The organism is Glycocaulis abyssi, assembly GCF_041429775.1.
Taxonomy (GTDB): Bacteria; Pseudomonadota; Alphaproteobacteria; order Caulobacterales; family Maricaulaceae; genus Glycocaulis; species Glycocaulis abyssi.
Map to the genome: position 1 here is coordinate 722846 of NZ_CP163421.1, position 19005 is coordinate 741850.

General features: G+C 63.8%; 17 protein-coding genes. 9 read left to right on the plus strand and 8 right to left on the minus strand.

The genetic code is table 11. The features are described from left to right. Window positions 1–6: 6 nt before the first annotated feature. Window positions 7–1176, plus strand: a complete 1170-nt coding sequence (gene lpxB / locus AB6B38_RS03615) for a lipid-A-disaccharide synthase (protein ID WP_371394391.1) — start codon at window positions 7–9, stop codon at window positions 1174–1176. A gap of 3 nt (window positions 1177–1179) precedes the next feature. Here lpxB and gltA read toward each other — a convergent pair whose 3' ends face one another. Both gltA and gltX read right to left on the minus strand, forming a co-directional pair. Further along, complete coding sequence (gene gltA / locus AB6B38_RS03620; protein ID WP_371394392.1) at window positions 1180–2484, minus strand: citrate synthase; 1305 nt, start codon at window positions 2482–2484, stop codon at window positions 1180–1182. A 32-nt stretch (window positions 2485–2516) separates the two neighbouring features. Next, on the minus strand, window positions 2517–3920 hold the full coding sequence (gltX, locus tag AB6B38_RS03625; protein ID WP_371394393.1) for a glutamate--tRNA ligase: 1404 nt from the start codon (window positions 3918–3920) through the stop codon (window positions 2517–2519). Between the two features lie 165 nt (window positions 3921–4085). Here gltX and AB6B38_RS03630 point away from each other — a divergent pair, with 165 nt between their 5' ends. After that, window positions 4086–6176, plus strand: a complete 2091-nt coding sequence (locus AB6B38_RS03630; RefSeq protein WP_371394394.1) for a ComEC/Rec2 family competence protein — start codon at window positions 4086–4088, stop codon at window positions 6174–6176. 30 nt (window positions 6177–6206) lie between these two features. Here AB6B38_RS03630 and lexA read toward each other — a convergent pair whose 3' ends face one another. The 4 genes from lexA to AB6B38_RS03650 all read right to left on the minus strand — a co-directional run bounded on the left by lexA (window position 6207) and on the right by AB6B38_RS03650 (window position 9384). Then, on the minus strand, window positions 6207–6878 hold the full coding sequence (gene lexA / locus AB6B38_RS03635) for a transcriptional repressor LexA (RefSeq protein WP_371394395.1): 672 nt from the start codon (window positions 6876–6878) through the stop codon (window positions 6207–6209). 98 nt (window positions 6879–6976) lie between these two features. Continuing rightward, on the minus strand, window positions 6977–7771 hold the full coding sequence (trpC, locus tag AB6B38_RS03640; RefSeq protein WP_371394396.1) for an indole-3-glycerol phosphate synthase TrpC: 795 nt from the start codon (window positions 7769–7771) through the stop codon (window positions 6977–6979). A 12-nt stretch (window positions 7772–7783) separates the two neighbouring features. Next, window positions 7784–8800, minus strand: coding sequence for an anthranilate phosphoribosyltransferase (gene trpD, locus AB6B38_RS03645; RefSeq protein ID WP_371394397.1), 1017 nt, complete (start codon window positions 8798–8800; stop codon window positions 7784–7786). Further along, window positions 8797–9384 (minus strand): aminodeoxychorismate/anthranilate synthase component II, encoded by a 588-nt coding sequence (locus AB6B38_RS03650; protein ID WP_371394398.1) that lies wholly within the window; start codon window positions 9382–9384, stop codon window positions 8797–8799. The genes trpD and AB6B38_RS03650 overlap by 4 nt, the downstream gene beginning before the upstream one ends. A gap of 92 nt (window positions 9385–9476) precedes the next feature. Here AB6B38_RS03650 and AB6B38_RS03655 point away from each other — a divergent pair, with 92 nt between their 5' ends. Beyond that, the gene (locus AB6B38_RS03655) at window positions 9477–10385 is read left to right on the plus strand and encodes a divergent polysaccharide deacetylase family protein (protein WP_371394399.1); all 909 of its coding nucleotides are present in this window, start codon (window positions 9477–9479) and stop codon (window positions 10383–10385) included. On the opposite strand, the gene trpE is transcribed toward AB6B38_RS03655, so the two are convergent. Both trpE and AB6B38_RS03665 read right to left on the minus strand, forming a co-directional pair. Next, window positions 10382–11884, minus strand: coding sequence for an anthranilate synthase component I (trpE, locus tag AB6B38_RS03660; protein ID WP_371394400.1), 1503 nt, complete (start codon window positions 11882–11884; stop codon window positions 10382–10384). The two genes, AB6B38_RS03655 and trpE, sit on opposite strands and share 4 nt — an antisense overlap. Before the next feature lie 11 nt (window positions 11885–11895). Next, window positions 11896–13785 carry a SurA N-terminal domain-containing protein gene (locus AB6B38_RS03665; protein ID WP_371394401.1) on the minus strand — a complete coding sequence of 630 codons (1890 nt, stop codon included), beginning with the start codon at window positions 13783–13785 and terminating at the stop codon, window positions 11896–11898. Between the two features lie 179 nt (window positions 13786–13964). Here AB6B38_RS03665 and tpiA point away from each other — a divergent pair, with 179 nt between their 5' ends. The 6 genes from tpiA to rpmF all read left to right on the plus strand — a co-directional run bounded on the left by tpiA (window position 13965) and on the right by rpmF (window position 18865). Then, window positions 13965–14699 carry a triose-phosphate isomerase gene (tpiA, locus tag AB6B38_RS03670; protein ID WP_371394402.1) on the plus strand — a complete coding sequence of 245 codons (735 nt, stop codon included), beginning with the start codon at window positions 13965–13967 and terminating at the stop codon, window positions 14697–14699. A 71-nt stretch (window positions 14700–14770) separates the two neighbouring features. Beyond that, window positions 14771–15766, plus strand: coding sequence for a response regulator receiver protein (locus AB6B38_RS03675; protein ID WP_371394404.1), 996 nt, complete (start codon window positions 14771–14773; stop codon window positions 15764–15766). Between the two features lie 49 nt (window positions 15767–15815). Further along, complete coding sequence (gene secG / locus AB6B38_RS03680; protein ID WP_371394405.1) at window positions 15816–16247, plus strand: preprotein translocase subunit SecG; 432 nt, start codon at window positions 15816–15818, stop codon at window positions 16245–16247. Between the two features lie 7 nt (window positions 16248–16254). Next, window positions 16255–16689, plus strand: a complete 435-nt coding sequence (locus AB6B38_RS03685) for an MAPEG family protein (RefSeq protein WP_371394406.1) — start codon at window positions 16255–16257, stop codon at window positions 16687–16689. Between the two features lie 85 nt (window positions 16690–16774). After that, window positions 16775–18403, plus strand: coding sequence for a CTP synthase (locus tag AB6B38_RS03690; RefSeq protein ID WP_371394407.1), 1629 nt, complete (start codon window positions 16775–16777; stop codon window positions 18401–18403). A 279-nt stretch (window positions 18404–18682) separates the two neighbouring features. Beyond that, window positions 18683–18865, plus strand: a complete 183-nt coding sequence (gene rpmF / locus AB6B38_RS03695) for a 50S ribosomal protein L32 (RefSeq protein WP_036513502.1) — start codon at window positions 18683–18685, stop codon at window positions 18863–18865. Window positions 18866–19005 lie beyond the last annotated feature (140 nt).

Consider the following 19005-nt stretch of genomic DNA (forward strand, 5'->3'; position numbering starts at 1 on the left):
ACTCCCATGGCCTCCGCTAACCGGCCTTTACGCGTATTTGTCGTGGCCGCCGAGCCCTCTGGCGACATGGTGGGCGCCGAGCTTATCCGCGCCTTGCGCGCCGCAAACCCGAACGTGGAGATTGCCGGCGTGGGCCGGGAAGCCATGGCGGCTGAAGGCGTCGCCACTGATATCGATCTGTCAGCGCTGTCGGTTCTGGGCCTCTTTGACGGCTTGCGCGTCTGGCGGCAGGTGCATGAGCGCGCGAATGCGTGTGCGCGCGCGGCGGCAGCGTTCAATGCCGATCAGGTCGTGCTGATCGATTCCTGGGGCTTCATGCTGCGCGTGGCGTGGAAAGTGCGTGAAGCCTGCCCGGGGGCGCGCATCGTCAAATATATCGGCCCGCAAGCCTTTGCGACGCGGCCCGGCCGGGCCAAGACGCTTGCGCGGGCGGTCGACAATCTTCTGGCCATTCATCCATTCGACCCGGAGTATTTTGAGCCCTACGGCCTGCCGACCATCGTGGTGGGCAATCCCGCGCTGGAACGCGATCTGACCGGGGACGGCGCAGGCTTCCGCCGCCAGCACGCAATTGCTGACGATGCGCGCGTCATGCTGGTCCTGTTTGGCAGCCGGAAGGCGGAGGTCGAAAGGCTGTTTGATGATTTTGCCGATACGGCCGAGGCGCTGGCGAAAGACCGCCCTGACCTGCGTCTGGTGACGGTAGTGGCGCCGTCGGTCGCGGAGTCTGTGCGCGACCGTCTGGCGAGCCGCGATACGCTCTCTGGAATGATCGTGGTGGGACCGGAAGAGCGCCTCGACGCCTTTGCCGCTGCCGATGCCGCCCTTGCGTGCTCCGGTACGGTAACACTGGAGCTGTCACGCATGGGCGTGCCGGGCGTGGTCGGCTACCGGCTGGGGCCTGTTGCCTGGACCATCGCCTGGAACTTCATGCTCAAGGCGCCCTATGTCAGCCTGGTCAATCTGGCAGCCGGCCGGGAGCTATTGCCCGAACGTCTGCAGAACCGCGCCGTGCCCGAATATCTGGTGCCGGAAATGGCAAGGCTGCTCGATGACGCGGAACACCGGCGCGCGGTCTCCAAGGCGCTGGTGGAAACCACGAAACGCATGGCGGGAAACGGCGAGGGCGCGAGCGTCAATGCCGCCCGCGCCCTCATTGACCTTGGCCCGAAATAAGGTCTAGCGCTTGCTGACCGGCAGGTAGGCACGCTCGGTGGCGCCAGTGAAGACCTGACGCGGGCGGCCGATCTTCTGGGTCGGGTCTTCAATCATTTCAGACCATTGCGCGATCCAGCCAACCGTGCGGGCCAAGGCGAAGAGCACCGTGAACATCTCGGTGGGGAAGCCCATCGCGCGCAGCGTGATGCCCGAATAGAAGTCGATATTCGGGTAGAGCTTCTTCTCGACAAAATACGGATCTTCCAGCGCGATACGCTCCAGTTCCAGCGCCACCTGAAGCAGCGGATCGTCCTTCACGCCCAGCTCGTCGAGCACCTCATGGCAGGTGGTGCGCATGACTTTCGCGCGCGGGTCGTAATTCTTGTAGACGCGGTGGCCAAAGCCCATCAGGCGGAACGGATCATCCTTGTCCTTGGCGCGCTTGATGAATTCAGGGATACGGTCAACCGACCCGATCTCTTCCAGCATGTTGAGCGCGGCCTCGTTGGCACCGCCATGGGCAGGGCCCCACAGCGAGGCAATGCCGGCCGCGATACAGGCGAACGGATTGGCACCGGACGAACCGGCAAGGCGCACCGTCGAGGTGGAGGCGTTCTGCTCGTGATCGGCGTGCAGGATGAAGATGCGGTCCATCGCGCGGGCCAGCGTGGGAGAAACTTCATAATCCTCGGCAGGCACGGCAAAGCACATGCGCAGGAAGTTGGAGGCGTAGTCCAGCTCGTTGCGCGGGCTGATGAAGGGCTGGCCGACCGAGTATTTGAACGCCCGCGCCGCAATCGTCGGCATTTTTGCGATCATGCGGTGGCTGGCAATGGTGCGCGCCTTGGGATCATTGATGTCGGTGGAGTCGTGGTAGAAGGCGGCCAGCGCGCCGACCGTGCCGACCATCACCGCCATCGGGTGCGCATCGCGCCGATAGCCGCGGAAGAACTGGTCGAACTGGTCGTGCAGCATGGTGTGCCGGCGGATCGTCCAGTCAAACGTCTCCAGCTCTTTGGCCGAGGGCAGCTCGCCGTGCAGCAGCAGGTAGGACACCTCGATGAAGGAGGAGTTTTCCGCCAGCTGGTCAATGGGATAGCCGCGATAGAGCAGCACGCCTTCATCGCCGTCAATATAGGTGATCTGGCTTTCACAGCTGGCTGTGGAGGTGAAGCCCGGATCGTAGGTGAACACGCCCGCATCGCGGTAGAGCGTGCGGATATCGATGACATCGGGGCCTACGGAGCCAGCCAGAACCGGCAGCTCGATCGTTTTCCCGTTAATGGTCAGCTGGGCGGAGCCCGTTTTGTCGGTCTTGTTCTTCATCGGTCCAATCCCTTCACGTAATTCAGGTCTGTTCAGTCCAGGCGGGCGTGATCGTCCAGCCTGGCAAGTGTTTCATCGCGGCCCAGCAATCCCAGCACCAGGCTCATATCGGGCGCCGGGGCGCCTCCGGTCAGTACGGCGCGCAAAGGCTGGCCAATCTTGCCAAAGCCAACGCCTTCGGATTCTGCAAATGCCTTGAGCACGGTGCCCAGGGATTCGCTGTTCCAGTCATTATGTGCGGCGAGCACACCGCGCAGGCGGGAAAGCCGCGCGAGTGCATCGGGAGACAGGTGCTTGCGCGCCGCATCATCAAGGCTGAACGGGCGTTCGCGGAGGAGAAAATAGGCTTGCGATTCCATTTCGGCGAGTGTTTTTGAACGCTCTTTCAGCATATCCATCGCAGGCGTTAACCGGGCGTTCGCCACCGCGCCGCTGACCAGCCCGTCCTGACCCTCCAGGCGTTCCATCAGCAGCGCCAGAAGCCGCGTATTGTCGGCCTGGCGGATATGATGGTGGTTCACAAACGCCATCTTGTCGAAATCGAGCCGGGCAGGGGCCTTGTTCAGCCCTTCAAGCGAGAAGGCGGCGATCAGTTCCGCATCGCTGAACAATTCCTGGTCGCCATGGCTCCAGCCAAGCCGTGCCAGATAATTGCGCAAGCCCTCCGGCAGATAGCCCATATCGCGATAGGCTTCCGCGCCCAGCGCGCCATGGCGCTTGGACAGTTTCTTGCCATCAGGCCCGTGAATGAGCGGGATATGGGCAAAGATCGGCCGATCCCAGCCCAGCGCGTCGTAAAGCTGGGCCTGGCGCCCGCCATTCACCAGATGATCGTCACCGCGGATGATGTGGGTCACGCCCATATCATGGTCATCGACCACCACGGCGAGATTATAGGTCGGGTTGCCATCGGCACGCAGCAGGATGAGGTCGTCAAACTCCTTGGAGGCCCAGCGCACTTCGCCCTGAACGGCGTCATTCAGCGTGACATCGCTGTCCGGCGCGCGAAAGCGGACCGTAAACCGGCGATCATCGGGCGGCGTGCCGCCATCGCGCCAGGGAGAGCGCAGGGCGCGGCCTTCAGCAAAGGCTTCTTCACGCAGCTTTTCCACTTCTTCGTGCGTGCAATAGCAGCGGAATGCCTTTCCTTGCACGACCAGCTCTTCGGCCACTTCGCGGTGCCGGTCGGCGCGCGCATGCTGGGACACGGCATCGCCATCCCATTCCAGGCCCAGCCAGCTCATGCCGGCCAGAATCGCATCCACGGCTTGTGTGGTGGAGCGCTCGCGGTCGGTATCTTCAATTCGCAGCTTGAATTGACCACCCGCCTGGCGCGCAAAAAGATAGTTGAACAAGGCGGTACGCGCCCCTCCGATATGGAGGAAGCCGGTGGGCGAGGGCGCAAAGCGCGTGATGATGTCTTGTCTGTTTTGCACGTGCGAGATGTTGCTGCGCTGCGAAGGAGCGGGATGATTAGCATGTTAGGCACGTAAAGAGATAGTCTCACCGCTGAAGTGACAACACAGGGTGGCTGCATGCGCCGCTACATCCACGCGGTACGGGCGTCAATCAGGCGGGAATGCAGCCCGGCGTCGGGCGGCATGGCCGCGGCACTGAGCCGTCTTTTGCAACCTGTATTGCCGTCAAGGGCCGTCCGTCCGGCCGATCTGATCTTGTGGGTGCCGCTTGCTGCAGGGCTGGGTGCGGCGGTCTATCTCTCCGTCCCTATTGAGCCCGATGCGGCGCTGATCCCTGTATTCTGGCTGTCCGCCCTGATCTGCCTTGCCGCCGGTCTGTTGCTGACGGCGCGGCCCGCTCTGCTGGCGGCGGTGGTGCTGAGTGCGTGCGCGCTGGCGGGCCATGCCCATGTTCACAGCCGGACGCTGTCCCTTGCCCCGCCCCATATCGAGATCAGCGACCGCGCCCGCACCGTGACGGGCTGGGTGGAGCGCATTGAGCGCCGGGGGCGTTCGGGGCGCGTGCTGCTGCGTGTCGACAGCCTCCAGCGCGCCGATACGGCGCCTTACCGGGTGCGCCTGCGGATCAATACCGAAACCCTGACCCCCGGCGATGGCATTCGCGTCAGCGCTGTCCTGTCGCCTCCGCGCGGACCTGCGGCGGCGGGCGGCTATGACGGTGCGCGGGCGGCCTGGTACCAGCGGGTTGCGCTCTCAGGATTTTCCATCTCCCAGCCCCAGCCGGAAGACATTGCCGGAGCCGAGAGCCAGCGGGCGTTTCTGGCGTGGCGATGGCGGCTGGCGCAGCGCATTTCCGATGCAGCCGGGCCAAACTCAGGACCGGTCATCGCCGCGCTGCTGACCGGGGAGCGCTCAGGCGTCACCGAGGCCCATGCCGAGGCGTTGCGGCTGTCCGGTCTTGGTCATCTGCTGGCCATATCAGGCATGCACATGGCGCTGCTGGCCGGCGGTATTTACTTCGCTGTGCGCTGGCTCATCGCCTCGATTGAACCCTTCGCCCGTGCGCACGATCCGCGAAAGCCCGCAGCGCTGATCGCGCTTCTCGCCGCCCTTGGCTATCTGCTGCTGTCGGGCGGCGCTATCTCCACCCAGCGCGCCTTCGTCATGGCTGCGGTCATGTTCACGGCGATACTGATAGGCCGCAGAGCGGTGTCGTTTCAGTCGCTTGCACTGGCCGCACTCATCATCATCGCGTTCAACCCGGAAAGCGTGATCGAGCCGGGTTTCCAGATGAGCTTTGCTGCCACCGCCGCCCTGATCGCCGTCTACGAAGCCTGGCAGAGGTGGCGGATCACCCGCGACATGGCCGATTATGGCTGGTTTGCGCGCGTACAGGCGGCGTTTACAGGGCTCGCCGTGACCAGCCTTGTGGCGGGCAGCGCAACCGGGCTGTTTGCCGCCTTCCATTTCCAGCGCATGGCCGCCTATGGGTTTGGCGCAAACCTTGTCGCCATGCCGGTATTCAGCTTCTGGGTGATGCCGGCCGGCGTCGTGGGGCTGCTCTTGGCCCCATTCGGGCTGGAAGGCTTGCCGTTGATGATAAGCGCTATGGGCATGGATATCGTGCTGGCCATCGCGACATGGACGTCATCGCTGCCCGGCGCCGCCTTGCCTGCGCTGGCACCGGGCGGGATCGTGCTAGGTCTCTACGCGACCGGGTTTGCACTGGCCACGCTGGGGCGCGGGCTGGTGCGGGTGGCCGGAATTCCGTTTGCTGCCGGGGCATTGTCCCTATGGGCGTTGCAGGCCCCGCCGGACATGATGATTACCTCGTCTGGCGTTCTGGTTTCGAGAAGCATTTCGAGTGAAACCGGCGAGCGTCTGGACTGGCAGGTCAGTGACCGCCGCCGTGGCCGGTTTGAGGCAGGCGTACTGTTGCAGCGTGCCGGAACCGGGCTCAGCACCGCGCCGCGCGGCGATTATGCGTGCGATCCGCTGGGCTGTCTTGTCGTCACGGCCGAGGGGCTGCGTGTAGCGGTCAGCGAGCATCCCGCCTCGCTGGAGGAAGACTGCGTACGCGCAGACCTGGTGGTCGCGCGCGGCACGGTAAGCGCCTGGCAGAAGCGCCGTTGCGCGGTGCCGGTTCTGGACGATGCGGCCCGCGCAGAGTTGGGCAGCGCCGAATTCTGGGTCCGTGACGGGCGCATCATCCGCCTTCGCGGTGCCAATGATGGCAGCGCAGCCCGCGTCTGGGGACGCGAGCGGGAGAGCTAGCTGCCTTTTCCCGCCCTCGGCTCCAAAGGGTCAGTGATAGCGGCGGATCAGCCCGACCAGGCGGCCCTGAACCTGTACCCGGTCCGGCCCGAAAATGCGGGTTTCATAGGCCGGGTTGGCGGCTTCAAGAGCAATCGACCCGCCCTTGCGGCGGATGCGTTTCAGCGTAGCTTCCTCATTATCCACGAGTGCCACGACAATCTCGCCATTATTGGCGGTATCACCGCGGCGGATGATGACAAAATCACCGTCGAGAATGCCTGCTTCGATCATGGAATCGCCTTCGACCTCCAGCGCGAAATGCTCGCCCGAAGACACCATCTGGGAGGGAACGCCAAACCGGTCGGTTTCGTGCTGGATCGCCTCGATCGGTACGCCGGCTGCGATTCTGCCCAGCAGCGGTACATCAACCGAATCTGTTTCCATTTCCCGGCGCGCGAAATTGCCGCTGACCACATTGCTGGCCGGATTGACGCGCGGCGCTGAGGCATCGGGGAGTTTGAGCACTTCGAGCGCGCGGGCGCGGTGGGCAAGACGGCGAATGAAGCCGCGCTCCTCCAGCGCGCTGACCAGACGGTGCACACCGGATTTCGACGCCAGCTGCAAAGCCTCTTTCATCTCGTCAAAAGAAGGAGAAACGCCATCCTCGGACAGGCGCTTGTGAATGAAGAGCAGAAGCTCGTGTTGTTTGCGGGTCAGCATGAGGGGGTCTGATCTCCAGTCAACAAAGGAACAAAGCCAGAAAGGCCACGGTTTGTTCTACGCCTGTTCCGCTCGCCCGTCAAGGGTTGTGCCCGCTCTCACGCGAAGTTCATCAGCGTTTTCACCGCTGCGGCAACATCGGCCTGGCGCATCAGGCTTTCACCGACCAGCAGGGCTTTTGCGCCGGACCGGCGCACGCGCTCAGCGTCATCGGCGTTGAAAATCCCGCTTTCGGCGACCAGGAAGCGGTCATCCGGCACCGAGGCGCTCAGCGCCTCGAATGTGGCCAGCGTCACGTCGAACGTGCGCAGATTGCGGTTATTGATGCCGATCAGCGGCGAGGGCAGGGCGAGCGCCCGCTCCAGCTCTGCGCGGTCATGCACCTCGATAAGGGCATCCATATTCCAGTGCGCGGCCTCCGCCACCAGATCGGCGGCAAGGGCGTCGTCCACGGCCGCCATGATGACGAGAATGCAGTCAGCCCCCAGCGCGCGCGATTCTGCCACCTGCCACGGATCGTAGAGGAAGTCCTTGCGCAATACGGGCAGGGACACGGCCGCGCGCGCCTCTACAAGATGGTGGTCGGCTCCCTGAAAGCTTTCGGTATCGGTGAGGATGGAGAGGCAGGCCGCGCCGCCCGCCTCATAGGCGCGGGCAAGGGCTGGCGGGTTGAAATCAGCGCGGATCAGGCCGCGTGAGGGGCTTGCCTTCTTGATCTCCGCGATCAGGGCCAGCCCATCTGCGGCTTGCCGGGATTGCAGGTTATCAAGAAAGCCGCGCACTGGCGGCGCAGCCTGGGCCTTTTCCGATATCTGCGCATAGCTCAGGGCCGCCTTGCGGCGCGCGGTGTCAGCGCGCTTGTAGACGCCGATGCGCTCCAGCGTGTCAGTCATGGGCGGCATTCCTCAGGTGTTGGTAATCTGGACGAGCTTTTCCAGCGTGGCGGCGGCGCGGCCATCGTCGATGGCGGCGGCTGCCAGTGCCACCCCGTCTTTGAGGCCCTCTGCCTTTCCGGCAAGCACCAGCGCGGCGCTGGCATTGAACAGCACGATATCGCGGTAAGGCCCCTTTTCGCCTTGTAGCAGGCGGTGCAGGGCTGCGGCATTCTCGGCCGGTTCCCCGCCCTTGAGATCATCGAGGCTCGCGCGGGGCAATCCTGCATCTTCAGGCGTGACGGTAAACTCGCGCACGCTGCCATCAGCCTCCAGACTCGCAATATGGGTCGCGCCGGTGGTGGTGATCTCGTCGAGGCCGTCTTCGCCATGGACGATCCAGGCCCGTTCGGCGCCCAGATCGCGCAAAGCCTGCGCCATCGGCACCAGCCAGCGCCGGTCGAACACGCCCAGCAGCTGGCGGCGCGTGCCGGCCGGATTGGATAGCGGACCCAGCAGGTTGAACACGGTGCGCACGCCCAGCGTCTTGCGTGCCGGGGCCACGTGGCGCACCGCGCCGTGATGGGCCTGCGCGAACAGGAAGGCGACGCCAGCCTCTTTCAGCGCGCGTTCGGTCTGCTCTGGTGAGGCCATCAGATTGACGCCGGACGATTCCAGCACTTCTGCCGAGCCCGACTTTGATGATGCGGCCTTGTTACCGTGCTTTGCGACAACCGCTCCGGCGCTGGCGGCGACCAGTGCGGCGGCGGTGGAGATATTCCAGGTTCCCCGTGCGTCGCCGCCAGTTCCGCACGTGTCGATGGCATCAGCAGGCGCGGTGATGGAGCGCATGCGCGCGCGCATGGCGCGTGCGCCGGTTGCCAGAACGCCCGGATTCTCGCCAATGGCGGCCAGACCAATCAGGAAGCCGCCAATCTCCGCCGGATCAGCCTCCCCGTCCATCAGCGCGTCAAAGGCCGCCTCCAGCGCGTGCGTGGATGGCAGATTCCCGCCCGCCAGGGCGGATATGGCCGGGCGCATCTGGCTCATGCGGCTTTGCCTGTCCGGCGCGGGATTTCGCCCAGAAAGTTCTTCAACAGGGTGTGGCCGTGTTCGGAGGCGATGGATTCAGGGTGGAACTGGACGCCATGCACGGGCCGGGAGCGGTGACGCAGCCCCATGATCTCGCCGTCAGCCGTGCGGGCATTGACGATCATGTCGCTGGTTTGCGGCAGCTCGACGGCCAGTGAGTGGTAGCGCGTTGCGGCGAAGGGCGAAGGCAGGCCGGCAAACACGCCCGTAGCGTCATGCGTGATCGGGCTGGTCTTGCCGTGCATGATCTCGCGCGCCTGCACCACCTTGCCGCCATAGACCTGTCCCATCGCCTGATGGCCAAGGCACACGCCAAGAATTGGCAGATCCGCCGGTGCCTCGCGCAGTACATCAAGGCACATGCCCGCGCGGTCAGGGTCGCACGGTCCGGGCGACAGGACGATAGCCTCAGCACCCAGCGCCAGCGCGTCCGCAGCGCTCATCGCATCATTGCGGATCACGCGGGTCTGCGCGCCGAGCTCCTGGAAATAGTGAACCAGGTTGAAGGTGAAGCTGTCGTAATTGTCGATGATTAGCAGCATGTCTGGGCGGTCCATATTGCGGCGCGGCAAGGCAATCTAGTCGGGCAATGCAAGGCCGCCAACGTTTGCGACTCACCTTATGCATGATTTTCATGTCCTCGCCCGCAACCAGCGTCATCCACATGGCCAGCGCCGCCGCCGCGGCGATGCTGCTGCTTGCCGGGTTGGCGTTTCAGCTGGGCAACCGGGATGCGGTGGAGCCTGCCGCGCAACCGGCAGACAGGACCGCACACGCAGAGCCTATGGTTGATCTGGCACCAGCCCTGCCGGACGCGGCTTTGCCATCTCTTTCCGGTGCCATGCCCGTAGCTGCGGGCTCCCGGCCCATGCTGGCCGTCATCATTGACGATATCGGGCCGGACCGGGCGGTGGCCGATGCGTTTATCGGCGCTGGTCTGCCCATCACGCTGTCTATCCTGCCATTTGCGCAGGCCGCGCCGGAGATTGCGCGTGCGGCGTCGCGCGAAGGTCTGGAGGTGTTCTTGCACCTGCCAATGGAGCCGGTAGGTCTGGCAGACCCCGGCCCCAATGCGCTGATCCGTGCGCATGATGCGGCGGAGATGTCCCGCAGGCTCGGCTGGGCGCTGTCGCGTGTGCCGGGCGCGGCCGGTTTCAACAACCACATGGGCAGCGCCATGACCGCAGACGCGGCGGCCATGGAGCGGGTGTTTGAATCCCTTCGCGGGTCGCAGCTGATCTTCGTCGATTCGCTCACCCATCCGCGCAGCGTGGCAGCCGGCGCAGCAGCGCGCGCGGGCCTTCCGGCGCTGCGCCGCGACATTTTTCTCGATCATGTGCGGACGCGCGAGGCAGTAGACGCGGCGATTGATCAGGCGCTGGACCGCGCGCTGGCTAACGGGTCGGCTATAGCCATCGGCCACCCCCATGCGATGACGCTGGCGGCGCTGGAAACGCTGGCAGAGCGCGCCGAACGGGCGGGTGTGGAACTGGTGACCGTCTCGCAACTCGCCGCAGCACGCGCGCAGCGCCGGTCGAGCTAGACGAAACGCCACGCCTCGTCGGCGGCGCGGAACACCGCTTTTGCTTTGTTGATCGATTCCTGACGCTCGGCTTCGGGATCGGAATCGAGCACCATGCCTGCGCCTGCCTGCACATACATCGTGCCGTCCTTGATGATGGCGGTGCGCAGGGCGATGCAGGTATCAAGGCTGCCATCGGCGCCGAAATAGCCGACCGCGCCGGAATATATCCCGCGCCGGTGGGGTTCCATCTCGTCGATGATCTCCATGGCGCGCACCTTGGGCGCACCTGAAACCGTACCGGCTGGAAAGCCGGCAAAGAGCGCCGATACCGCGTCGTGCTCAGGATCAAGCTCGCCTTCCACATTGGACACGATATGCATGACATGGCTGTAGCGCTCGATAACTTCGCGTTCTGTCACGCGCACGCTGCCGGGCTTTGCCACACGGCCCACATCATTGCGGCCGAGATCCAGCAACATCAGGTGCTCTGCCAGCTCCTTGGGATCGGCTTTCAGCTCCGCTTCGTTGGCCGCGTCCTGTTCGGGCGTTGAACCGCGCGGGCGTGTGCCTGCCAGCGGCCGCAGCGTCACCTTGCCATCGCGCACACGCACCTGGATTTCCGGGCTGGAGCCTGCAATGGCAAAGCCGTCAAAATCGAAGAAGAACAGAAATGGCGACGGGTTGGTGCGTCTGAGCGAGCGGTAGAGCGCAAAAGGCGGCAGGCTGAACGGCGCGGAAAAGCGCTGGCTTCCCACAATCTGGAAGGCGTCACCGGCGCGGATATACGCCTTTGCCTTCTCCACATTCCCCCGGAAGGCCGTTTCGGCCATATTGCTGGCAGGGGCGTCCATGGGAGCAGCCGGTGTCCCGGCCCGGTGGCCGGATGCGGGCGCATCAAGGCGCTCAAACACCGCTTCGATACGCCTGACGGCGGCCTCGACCGCCTCGCGCGCGGTTTCGCCCTTGCTGATGCGCGCCGGAGCGGCGGCGGTGATTTCCTGGGCGATGGCATCGAACACGATCATCACGCGCGGGCGCATCAGCAGCCCGTCCGGTGTGCCTAGCGGATCAGGCGCGGCCAGTGATGGCAGCCGCTCGACCTCGCGGATCATGTCATAGCCAAGATAGCCGAATAGCCCCGCAGCGATGGGTGCAAGCCCGCCGGGCATGTCCAGCGCCGATTCCTCAATCAGTGCCCTGAGTGACTCCAGCGGCGCGCCAGCCGGTTCAAACCGGTCAGGACGGCCATTGGAGCTGTCGGCGCGCGCTATGGAAGCTGCGCCGTTTTCGCTTTTCCAGATCAGGTCAGGATCAAGGCCGATGGCCGAGTAGCGCCCCCGATAGGCACCGCCCTCAACGCTCTCCAGAAGGCAGCTGTAAGGCGCTGCGCCCGACAGTTTCAGATAGGCGGACACAGGTGTTTCCAGATCATCGACGCGCTGCGCGGTTACGAGAACCCGCCCATGCGACTGACAGCGGGCAATCGCCGCGTCGATATCGGCTCGCGATAGCGCCATGGAGCCACCGCCTAGTCGATGTCTGTGCGGCCAAGGGCCGCGTCTCGCAACTGGGTATTGATACGCACATCGTAGCTGTCGAGCAGAGCCCGCTCCAGCGCGATGACGATATCGCTCTCATAGCCCTCGATCACGGCCTGGCGTGCATCGCTATCAAGCTCGGCAGAGCCGGGCGTAATGGCCGTGACAATAGCAACCGTCCGCGTGCGCTGATCGCCTGCGCGCGCTTCAAAGGGCGTGTCCGGGCGGGCGCGGAAAGCGGCGTTGACCAGGGTTTGCGTGAACGGGCCTGCGGTCTGCCCGCGCGTCAGCGTGGTTTCCTCCACACGGGTCCCGGGAATGCTGGCGGCAATAGCATCAAGGCTTTCACCGGCTTCCGCCCGCGACAGGGCCTCTGTGACGGTGTCCTGCAGCCGGTCGTCGATCTGGCGCAGACGCCAGAAAGCTTCGGCCTGTTCGCGGACATCAGCCAGCGGTGCAAGCTCGCTGGCCCGGACGGCGTCGACGCGGAGAATGAAATATCCGCCGTCACCAAAGGGGGTGAGATCGGATTCGAAACCTTCCTGCGTGGTCCGCGCGGCCTCCAGAATGGTTTCCTCGCGGATAATGCTCATCAGCGGCGCGCCAGACGAAATTTCAAACGCGTCCGGCGTCATGTAGTCGAAGCGTTCCAGCGGAATGCCTGCGCCCTCTGCGGCCTCTTCCAGCGTGGCGCCCCGCCCGCGCTGGTCCTCGAACTCGGCCAGTGCGTCAAGCACGCGGTAGTCTGCTGCGTCGCCAGCCAGCTCGGTGCGAAGTTCGTCGGCAACGGCTTCAAACGCGGGAATTTCGGGATCGGTCGCCGCTTCAACATAGACCGCGCGCCAGCCAAGACGCCCTTGAACCGCGCGCGCTTCGCCCTGTGTCATCTCGAACGCTGCCCGGCCGATGACCTGATCGGGAACGGCAAACTGTTCCACGTCTTCAAGACGCACCGGATCGCCCAGCCCGGTTGCCGCAGCGATGCTGGACGGAGATTCGCCAGCACCCAGCCGCTCGACGATGTTTTCGGCAGTCTGCTGGTCGGGCGTCACCCATTGCAGGAAAGTGCGCAGCGGCGCGTCGGCCAGCTCACCCGTCTCCAGGCGCATCTCGTAAAGTTCGCGCAGCTCGTCCTCGTCCACGGCGACGTCCGGCGCCACCAGTTGCGGATCAAGGCGTACCAGCGTGATGCGGCGCTGTTCGGGCAGGGTGAAGAATGCCGCGTTCTCGGCAATGAACGCTTCCAGCGTCTCGTCGTCCGGTGTTCCCACCTCGCCAGCCAGCGCAGGCGGGATCAGGAGGGCGCGGATCGTGCGCGTCTCGCCCTGATAGCGCGCGCGCATTTCACCGAAGATCGCGGGCGGTGTCGCACCGGCAAGAGCGGCATCGATAAACTGCTGGCGGCGCAGATCACCGCGCAATTGCGCCTCGAAAGCATTGGCGGTCCAGCCCTCCTGACGCAGCCATTCCTGATAGGCTGCCGGGTCAAAGCGGTTGGAGAACACGCTCTGGAAGGCCGGGGCGCCGTGGATCAGCTCAAAGACCTGCTCATCGGTTGCCGCAATGCCCAGTTCACGGGCCTGCGCATTGATCGCGGCCTGCGCAACCAGCAGGTTCATGACATTATCGCCCAGCCCTGCCTCATCAGCTTCCTGCTGCGTCATGCGCGGATTTTCCATCTGGATACGGCGCATTTCGCGCTGCATCGTCCGGCTTACATCCTGCAGCGTCACGCGTTCGGATCCTACCGTGGCGACCGCATTGCCGGTGCCGGTGAAGATGTCGTTGATTCCGAACAGCGCAAAGGCGGCGACCACCGGAACGATGATGACCAGAACGGCAATCGGAGAGCGGGCAAGGTTTCGGATCGATGAAAGCATGGAGCGTCAATTACACCGGTGAGAGAGGCTGTGACAGGCTTGGCTGGCCAAGGCCGCGGACCCTAACCATGGCGGGCGCTTCCGGCAAGGCTGCTGCCTGCGCGAAACCAACAGGGTTTGCTCCGCGCCGGGCGGGCTGGTATCGCTCACTCGTGCTTGCCGCAGGGGACTGACCTATCATGACAATTCGCCGCCCGTTGATCGCAGGCAACTGGAAAATGAATGGCCGCCTGGCCGATACGGCCTGGGTGGAGCGTTTTCAGGACGCCCTTGTGGCCAGTGAGGTGGACATTCTGGTCTGCCCGCCTGCCACCTTGCTGCATGCGTTTGGGGAGCTGCTCGCCAGCCGGGCCATTGCGCTGGGCGCGCAGGATTGTTCGCCTGAGCCCGACGGTGCCTATACGGGCGATATCTCCGCAGGAATGCTAAAAGATATTGGTTGCAGCTACGTCATTGTCGGCCATTCCGAACGCCGTAGCGGTCACGGCGAGAGCGATGCTCTGATACGCAGCAAGGCCGAGGCTGCGCTGCGCGAAGGGCTGACGCCGATTATCTGCATCGGTGAAAACCTCGACGAGCGCGAGGTGGGTCGGGCGATTGAAACGGTTCTGGCGCAGCTGGCGGGCAGCCTGCCTGAAGCCAGTGCAGAAAAAATCGTCATCGCCTATGAGCCTGTCTGGGCTATTGGCACCGGACGAAGCGCCGGACCGGACGAGGCGCAGGAAATGCATGCGGCAATCCGCGCGGCATGGCCCGGAGCGGACGCACAGGCGTTGCGCATCCTTTATGGCGGGTCGGTGAAACCGGACAATGCCGGTGAGTTGCTGGCCTGCCCGGATGTTGATGGTGCGCTGGTCGGCGGGGCTAGCCTTGATCCGCGAGTTTTTGCACGCCTTGTTAACCTATCTTCGTAAGGCGATTTTCAGACTTCACTGGCATCGTGCCATCAAGCGGGGGAGGCAACAGACCTCCTGTGATGGGTGGTATGATGAGGAATATCGATTATCGGCGCGCCTCAGTGCTGCTGTTCGACCCGGTAGGGGTCAATCTGCGTAATACGCGCTATGCGCTGCACGAGATCGGCTTCCGGGAGATCAGCTGCCTGAGCTCGATCAACGAGTTCAAGCGGCGCCTGGAAGACACATCCCCGGATCTGATCATTGCCGAACTCGTCAATAACGAGAACGAGCTTCTGCGCGCGGTGCGTGCCGTGCGCGCAGGCGAGCTCGGCCGCAATCCGTTTGTTGTCTTCGCGTTCACCAGCTGGGTGCGCGACGGGGTTGTGATGAAGCAGGCCATCGATTCTGGCGTTGATGACGTCATCATCCGGCCGTTCTCCACCGCCTTTGCCGAAGAGCGCATCCGCACGCTGGTCAAGGCACGCAAGCCCTTCGTTGTCACGAGTGATTATATCGGGCCGGACCGCCGCAAGGACCTCGACCGGGGTATCGGTGCGGGCAACCGGGTGGACGCGCCCAATACGCTGCAGGTGGTCACCGAAGGTGATGAGGGCGCGATTGACGAGGCCAATCGCTGGATTGCCGAAGCGCGCCGCACGGTGGAGGCCGAACGCATTCGCCGCCTGTGCATGCGCCTGACCGTCGGTGTTGAGGTCGGCCTGCGCGAGCTGGGCTCCGGAAACGTGGCAGTGCTCGACCTTGAGGATATGGCGCGCACGGCCAAGGAATTGCGGCTGCGTCTGGCGCGCCAGAGCGCAGGCGAGGCGTCCCGGATTGCGTTCGCGCTTTATCAGGTCTGCGAAGAAATGATGGGCGAGGGCGGGTTCACGATGGCCAATCTGAACCTGATAAAGGAGCTGGCAATGGGCGTGCTGACGGCCTTTGCGGGCGGGGCCTCTGTTGAATCCTCGGTCAAGGAAATCGAGATGACGGTTGAGGCCCTTCGCCGGCGGCTTGCGCCTGTGCGGCAGTTGGAGAGTGGCAAATCCAAAGAGGCTGAGCTACAACGCGCGGCAAGTTGATCCTCCGCCGGGCCTTCGCCTTGCGGAAAACAAGGCGTTTCAAGGCTCCATGACCACTATTCTGCTTATCATTCAGATTCTTGTGGCGATTGCGCTGGTCGCGGTCGTGCTGATGCAGCGTTCCGAGGGCGGTGCCCTGGGTATTGGCGGCGGCGGACCGGGCGGCATGATGTCGGGCCGGGGCGCAGCCAATCTGCTGACCCGGACCACCATGATCCTGGGCGTCGTGTTCATGGCCAACTCGATTGCCCTTGCAGCGCTGTCGAGAATGGATGTTTCCGGGCAATCGGTCATCGACCGTGTCGGCACGCAGGACGAGCGCGGACCGCTGCCCTTCAGCTTTGATGATGACGGCGAGCCAATACCGGCAGACGAGGCACCCGCCGCTGAAACCGCTGATCAGCCCGCAGACGTGCCTGCGCCGTTCGAGGGCGATACCGGCGACACACCTGCGGGCGCTGACGAAGAGCCGGGCCGCTAGGGCGGATATGGAAGGGCTTCTTGCAAACGCCGAGGCCCGGTCGATCCTGCTGCCTGCTGCGGCTCATCTCGCGCTGGTCGCCTTTCTGTACACGTGGCTTACCGCGGAGCGCCTGCTGGCCGTCAGGGCGCGCAAGCGCACCTATGCTGATTTGCAATTTGCAGGCGCAGATGTGGAGCGCGGCGCCCGTGTTGCCGCCAACCTGCGCAACCAGTTTGAAGCGCCCGTACTGTTCTACCCGCTAGTGCTGGTGCTGTGGGCCACGCAGTCCGTCACATTCGCCGCTGTTTGCCTTGCCTGGCTGTTCGTCGCCGGACGGGTGCTGCACACAGGCGTTCAGACGCTTACCGGCAATGTGCCGCTGCGCGGAGCAGTTTTCACGATCAATTTTCTCGCACTTGCCGGATTATGGCTGCTGTTCCTGTTGCGGCAGCTGAGCTGACGCGCTGCGCTTTTTTCGGTTTTATCACATGCGGTGACAGGGCGTGGCTTTCCCGCCGCGTGATTCTGCGCTAACCCGTCCTTCCATGCCGCGATACATTTTCATAACCGGCGGCGTGGTCTCCTCTCTTGGTAAGGGCCTCGCTTCAGCCGCTCTTGGTGCGCTCCTGCAGGCACGCGGATACCGCGTCCGGCTGCGCAAGCTCGATCCCTATCTCAATGTCGATCCGGGCACGATGTCGCCCTATCAGCATGGCGAGGTGTATGTCACCGAAGACGGGGCGGAGACCGATCTCGATCTTGGCCATTACGAGCGCTTTACCGGCGTATCGGCCACGCGCGGCGACAACATCACGACGGGGCGGATCTATTCCACCATTATCGAGCGCGAGCGCCGGGGCGATTATCTCGGCGCCACCGTGCAGGTGATCCCCCACGTTACCGACACCATCAAGCAATTCGTCCTCTCTGACGCAGGCGATGTCGATTTCGTACTGTGCGAAATTGGCGGCACGGTTGGCGATATCGAGGGTCTGCCCTTCTTTGAAGCCATCCGCCAGCTCGGTCAGGAGCTTGGCCGCGACCGCGCCATCTTCATCCACGTCACCTTGCTGCCCTTCATTAAGGCTGCCGGCGAGATGAAGACCAAGCCGACCCAGCACTCGGTCAAGGAGCTTCGCTCCATCGGCATCCAGCCGGACATTCTGCTGTGCCGGTGCGAGATACCGATCGAACCCTCTGACAAGCGCAAGATCGCCCTGTTCTGCAATGTGCCGGAAAACGCCGTCATCGAGGGGCGCGACGCGTCCTCGCTCTATGACGTGCCGCTGGAATACCATGCCCAGGGCTTTGACCGCGTAGTGCTGGAGCGCTTTGGCCTGACCGATGCGCCGGAGCCTGACCTGACGCAGTGGCAGGCCATTTCAAAGGCGGTGAACGAGCCTGACGGGCAGGTGACGATTGCGATTGTCGGCAAATACACCGTGCTGATCGACGCCTACAAATCGCTGATGGAAGCCCTCAATCATGGCGGCATCGCCAATGAGGTGAAGGTCAAGCTGCGCTGGCTGGATTCTGAGCAGTTCGAGCAGCCTGACGCGTTCAGCGCTCTGGAAGACGTGCACGGCATTCTGGTGCCGGGCGGGTTTGGAGAGCGCGGCGCGGAAGGCAAGATCGCGGCAGCGAAATTCGCCCGCGAGCGCAAGATTCCCTATTTCGGCATCTGCTTTGGCATGCAGATGGCCGTCATCGAGGCCGCGCGCAATCTGGCGGGCATTGATGGCGCGGGCAGCAGCGAATTTGGCGAGCCCAAAGTGCCGCTGGTCGGCCTGATGACCGAATGGGCCAAGGGCAATGAGCTGGAACGCCGCTCGAAAGCGGGCGATCTCGGCGGCACGATGCGTCTGGGGGCCTACCCGGCCCAGCTGGTTGCCGGTACCAAAGCGCGGGAAATCTACAGCGAGGAGCTTATTTCCGAGCGCCACCGCCACCGCTATGAGGTGAATATCGCCTACCGTGAGCAGCTGGAGGCCCACGGCCTCATCTTCTCCGGACTGTCACCGGACGGCCTGCTGCCGGAGATCGTCGAGCACAAGGACCATCCCTGGTTTGTCGGGGTGCAGTTCCACCCGGAATACAAATCACGCCCCTTCGATCCGCATCCGCTGTTTGCCAGCTTCATCGCGGCAGCCATGGAGCATTCAAGGCTGGTGTAGGGGGATCATAGAACCGCAGTCCGCGCCAGAGGTCCTACCGACTCATCTCAACAGTAAGTTCCGAGCCTTGATGTCGTCTGGCCTGCGGGCGGGACTGCTTGAGGGGATACTAGCGCAAAACGCGATGCGAATCACCTGTAACCCGATCACACTCGCATACACGGCGCACCAGAGCGGTTGCCTTGGTCTTTGCAAACAGGTATAGCCCGCCGCTCACTGCTTCGCGTGCAATCGCGAGGCCAGACAGATTTTTGAAAACGACAAGTTCAGGAGAGACCCATGGCGGTCCCTAAGCGCAAAACCTCCCCGTCCAAGCGTGGCATGCGCCGCGGCCACGACGCGATCGGCACCACGGCCTATGTCGAGGACAAGGACACCGGCGAGCTGCGCCGTCCGCACCATGTCGACCTGAAGACCGGCATGTATCGCGGCAAGCAGATTCTCACGCCGAAAGAAGACTAGCCCTTTCGCGCTGCGGCGCGGGCAAGTCTGACAGCTTATCAAAAGCCCTGCGCGATTCCCCGCGCGGGGCTTTTGTCTTGACCGGCCCTCGGCTATCAAGCGCGCCAGAAACCCTTTTCGGCGCGGGTGAACCCTCTCCG

What these genes read in the sequence shown, in the direction of transcription:
- lpxB (WP_371394391.1), top strand. Translation starts at nt 7, where the DNA reads ATGGCCTCCGCTAACCGGCCTTTACGCGTATTTGTCGTGGCCGCCGAG.
- gltA (WP_371394392.1), bottom strand. Translation starts at nt 2,484, where the DNA reads ATGAAGAACAAGACCGACAAAACGGGCTCCGCCCAGCTGACCATTAAC.
- AB6B38_RS03630 (WP_371394394.1), top strand. Translation starts at nt 4,086, where the DNA reads ATGGCCGCGGCACTGAGCCGTCTTTTGCAACCTGTATTGCCGTCAAGG.
- lexA (WP_371394395.1), bottom strand. Translation starts at nt 6,878, where the DNA reads ATGCTGACCCGCAAACAACACGAGCTTCTGCTCTTCATTCACAAGCGC.
- trpC (WP_371394396.1), bottom strand. Translation starts at nt 7,771, where the DNA reads ATGACTGACACGCTGGAGCGCATCGGCGTCTACAAGCGCGCTGACACC.
- trpD (WP_371394397.1), bottom strand. Translation starts at nt 8,800, where the DNA reads ATGAGCCAGATGCGCCCGGCCATATCCGCCCTGGCGGGCGGGAATCTG.
- AB6B38_RS03650 (WP_371394398.1), bottom strand. Translation starts at nt 9,384, where the DNA reads ATGCTGCTAATCATCGACAATTACGACAGCTTCACCTTCAACCTGGTT.
- AB6B38_RS03655 (WP_371394399.1), top strand. Translation starts at nt 9,477, where the DNA reads ATGTCCTCGCCCGCAACCAGCGTCATCCACATGGCCAGCGCCGCCGCC.
- trpE (WP_371394400.1), bottom strand. Translation starts at nt 11,884, where the DNA reads ATGGCGCTATCGCGAGCCGATATCGACGCGGCGATTGCCCGCTGTCAG.
- AB6B38_RS03665 (WP_371394401.1), bottom strand. Translation starts at nt 13,785, where the DNA reads ATGCTTTCATCGATCCGAAACCTTGCCCGCTCTCCGATTGCCGTTCTG.
- tpiA (WP_371394402.1), top strand. Translation starts at nt 13,965, where the DNA reads ATGACAATTCGCCGCCCGTTGATCGCAGGCAACTGGAAAATGAATGGC.
- AB6B38_RS03675 (WP_371394404.1), top strand. Translation starts at nt 14,771, where the DNA reads ATGATGAGGAATATCGATTATCGGCGCGCCTCAGTGCTGCTGTTCGAC.
- secG (WP_371394405.1), top strand. Translation starts at nt 15,816, where the DNA reads ATGACCACTATTCTGCTTATCATTCAGATTCTTGTGGCGATTGCGCTG.
- AB6B38_RS03685 (WP_371394406.1), top strand. Translation starts at nt 16,255, where the DNA reads ATGGAAGGGCTTCTTGCAAACGCCGAGGCCCGGTCGATCCTGCTGCCT.
- AB6B38_RS03690 (WP_371394407.1), top strand. Translation starts at nt 16,775, where the DNA reads ATGCCGCGATACATTTTCATAACCGGCGGCGTGGTCTCCTCTCTTGGT.
- rpmF (WP_036513502.1), top strand. Translation starts at nt 18,683, where the DNA reads ATGGCGGTCCCTAAGCGCAAAACCTCCCCGTCCAAGCGTGGCATGCGC.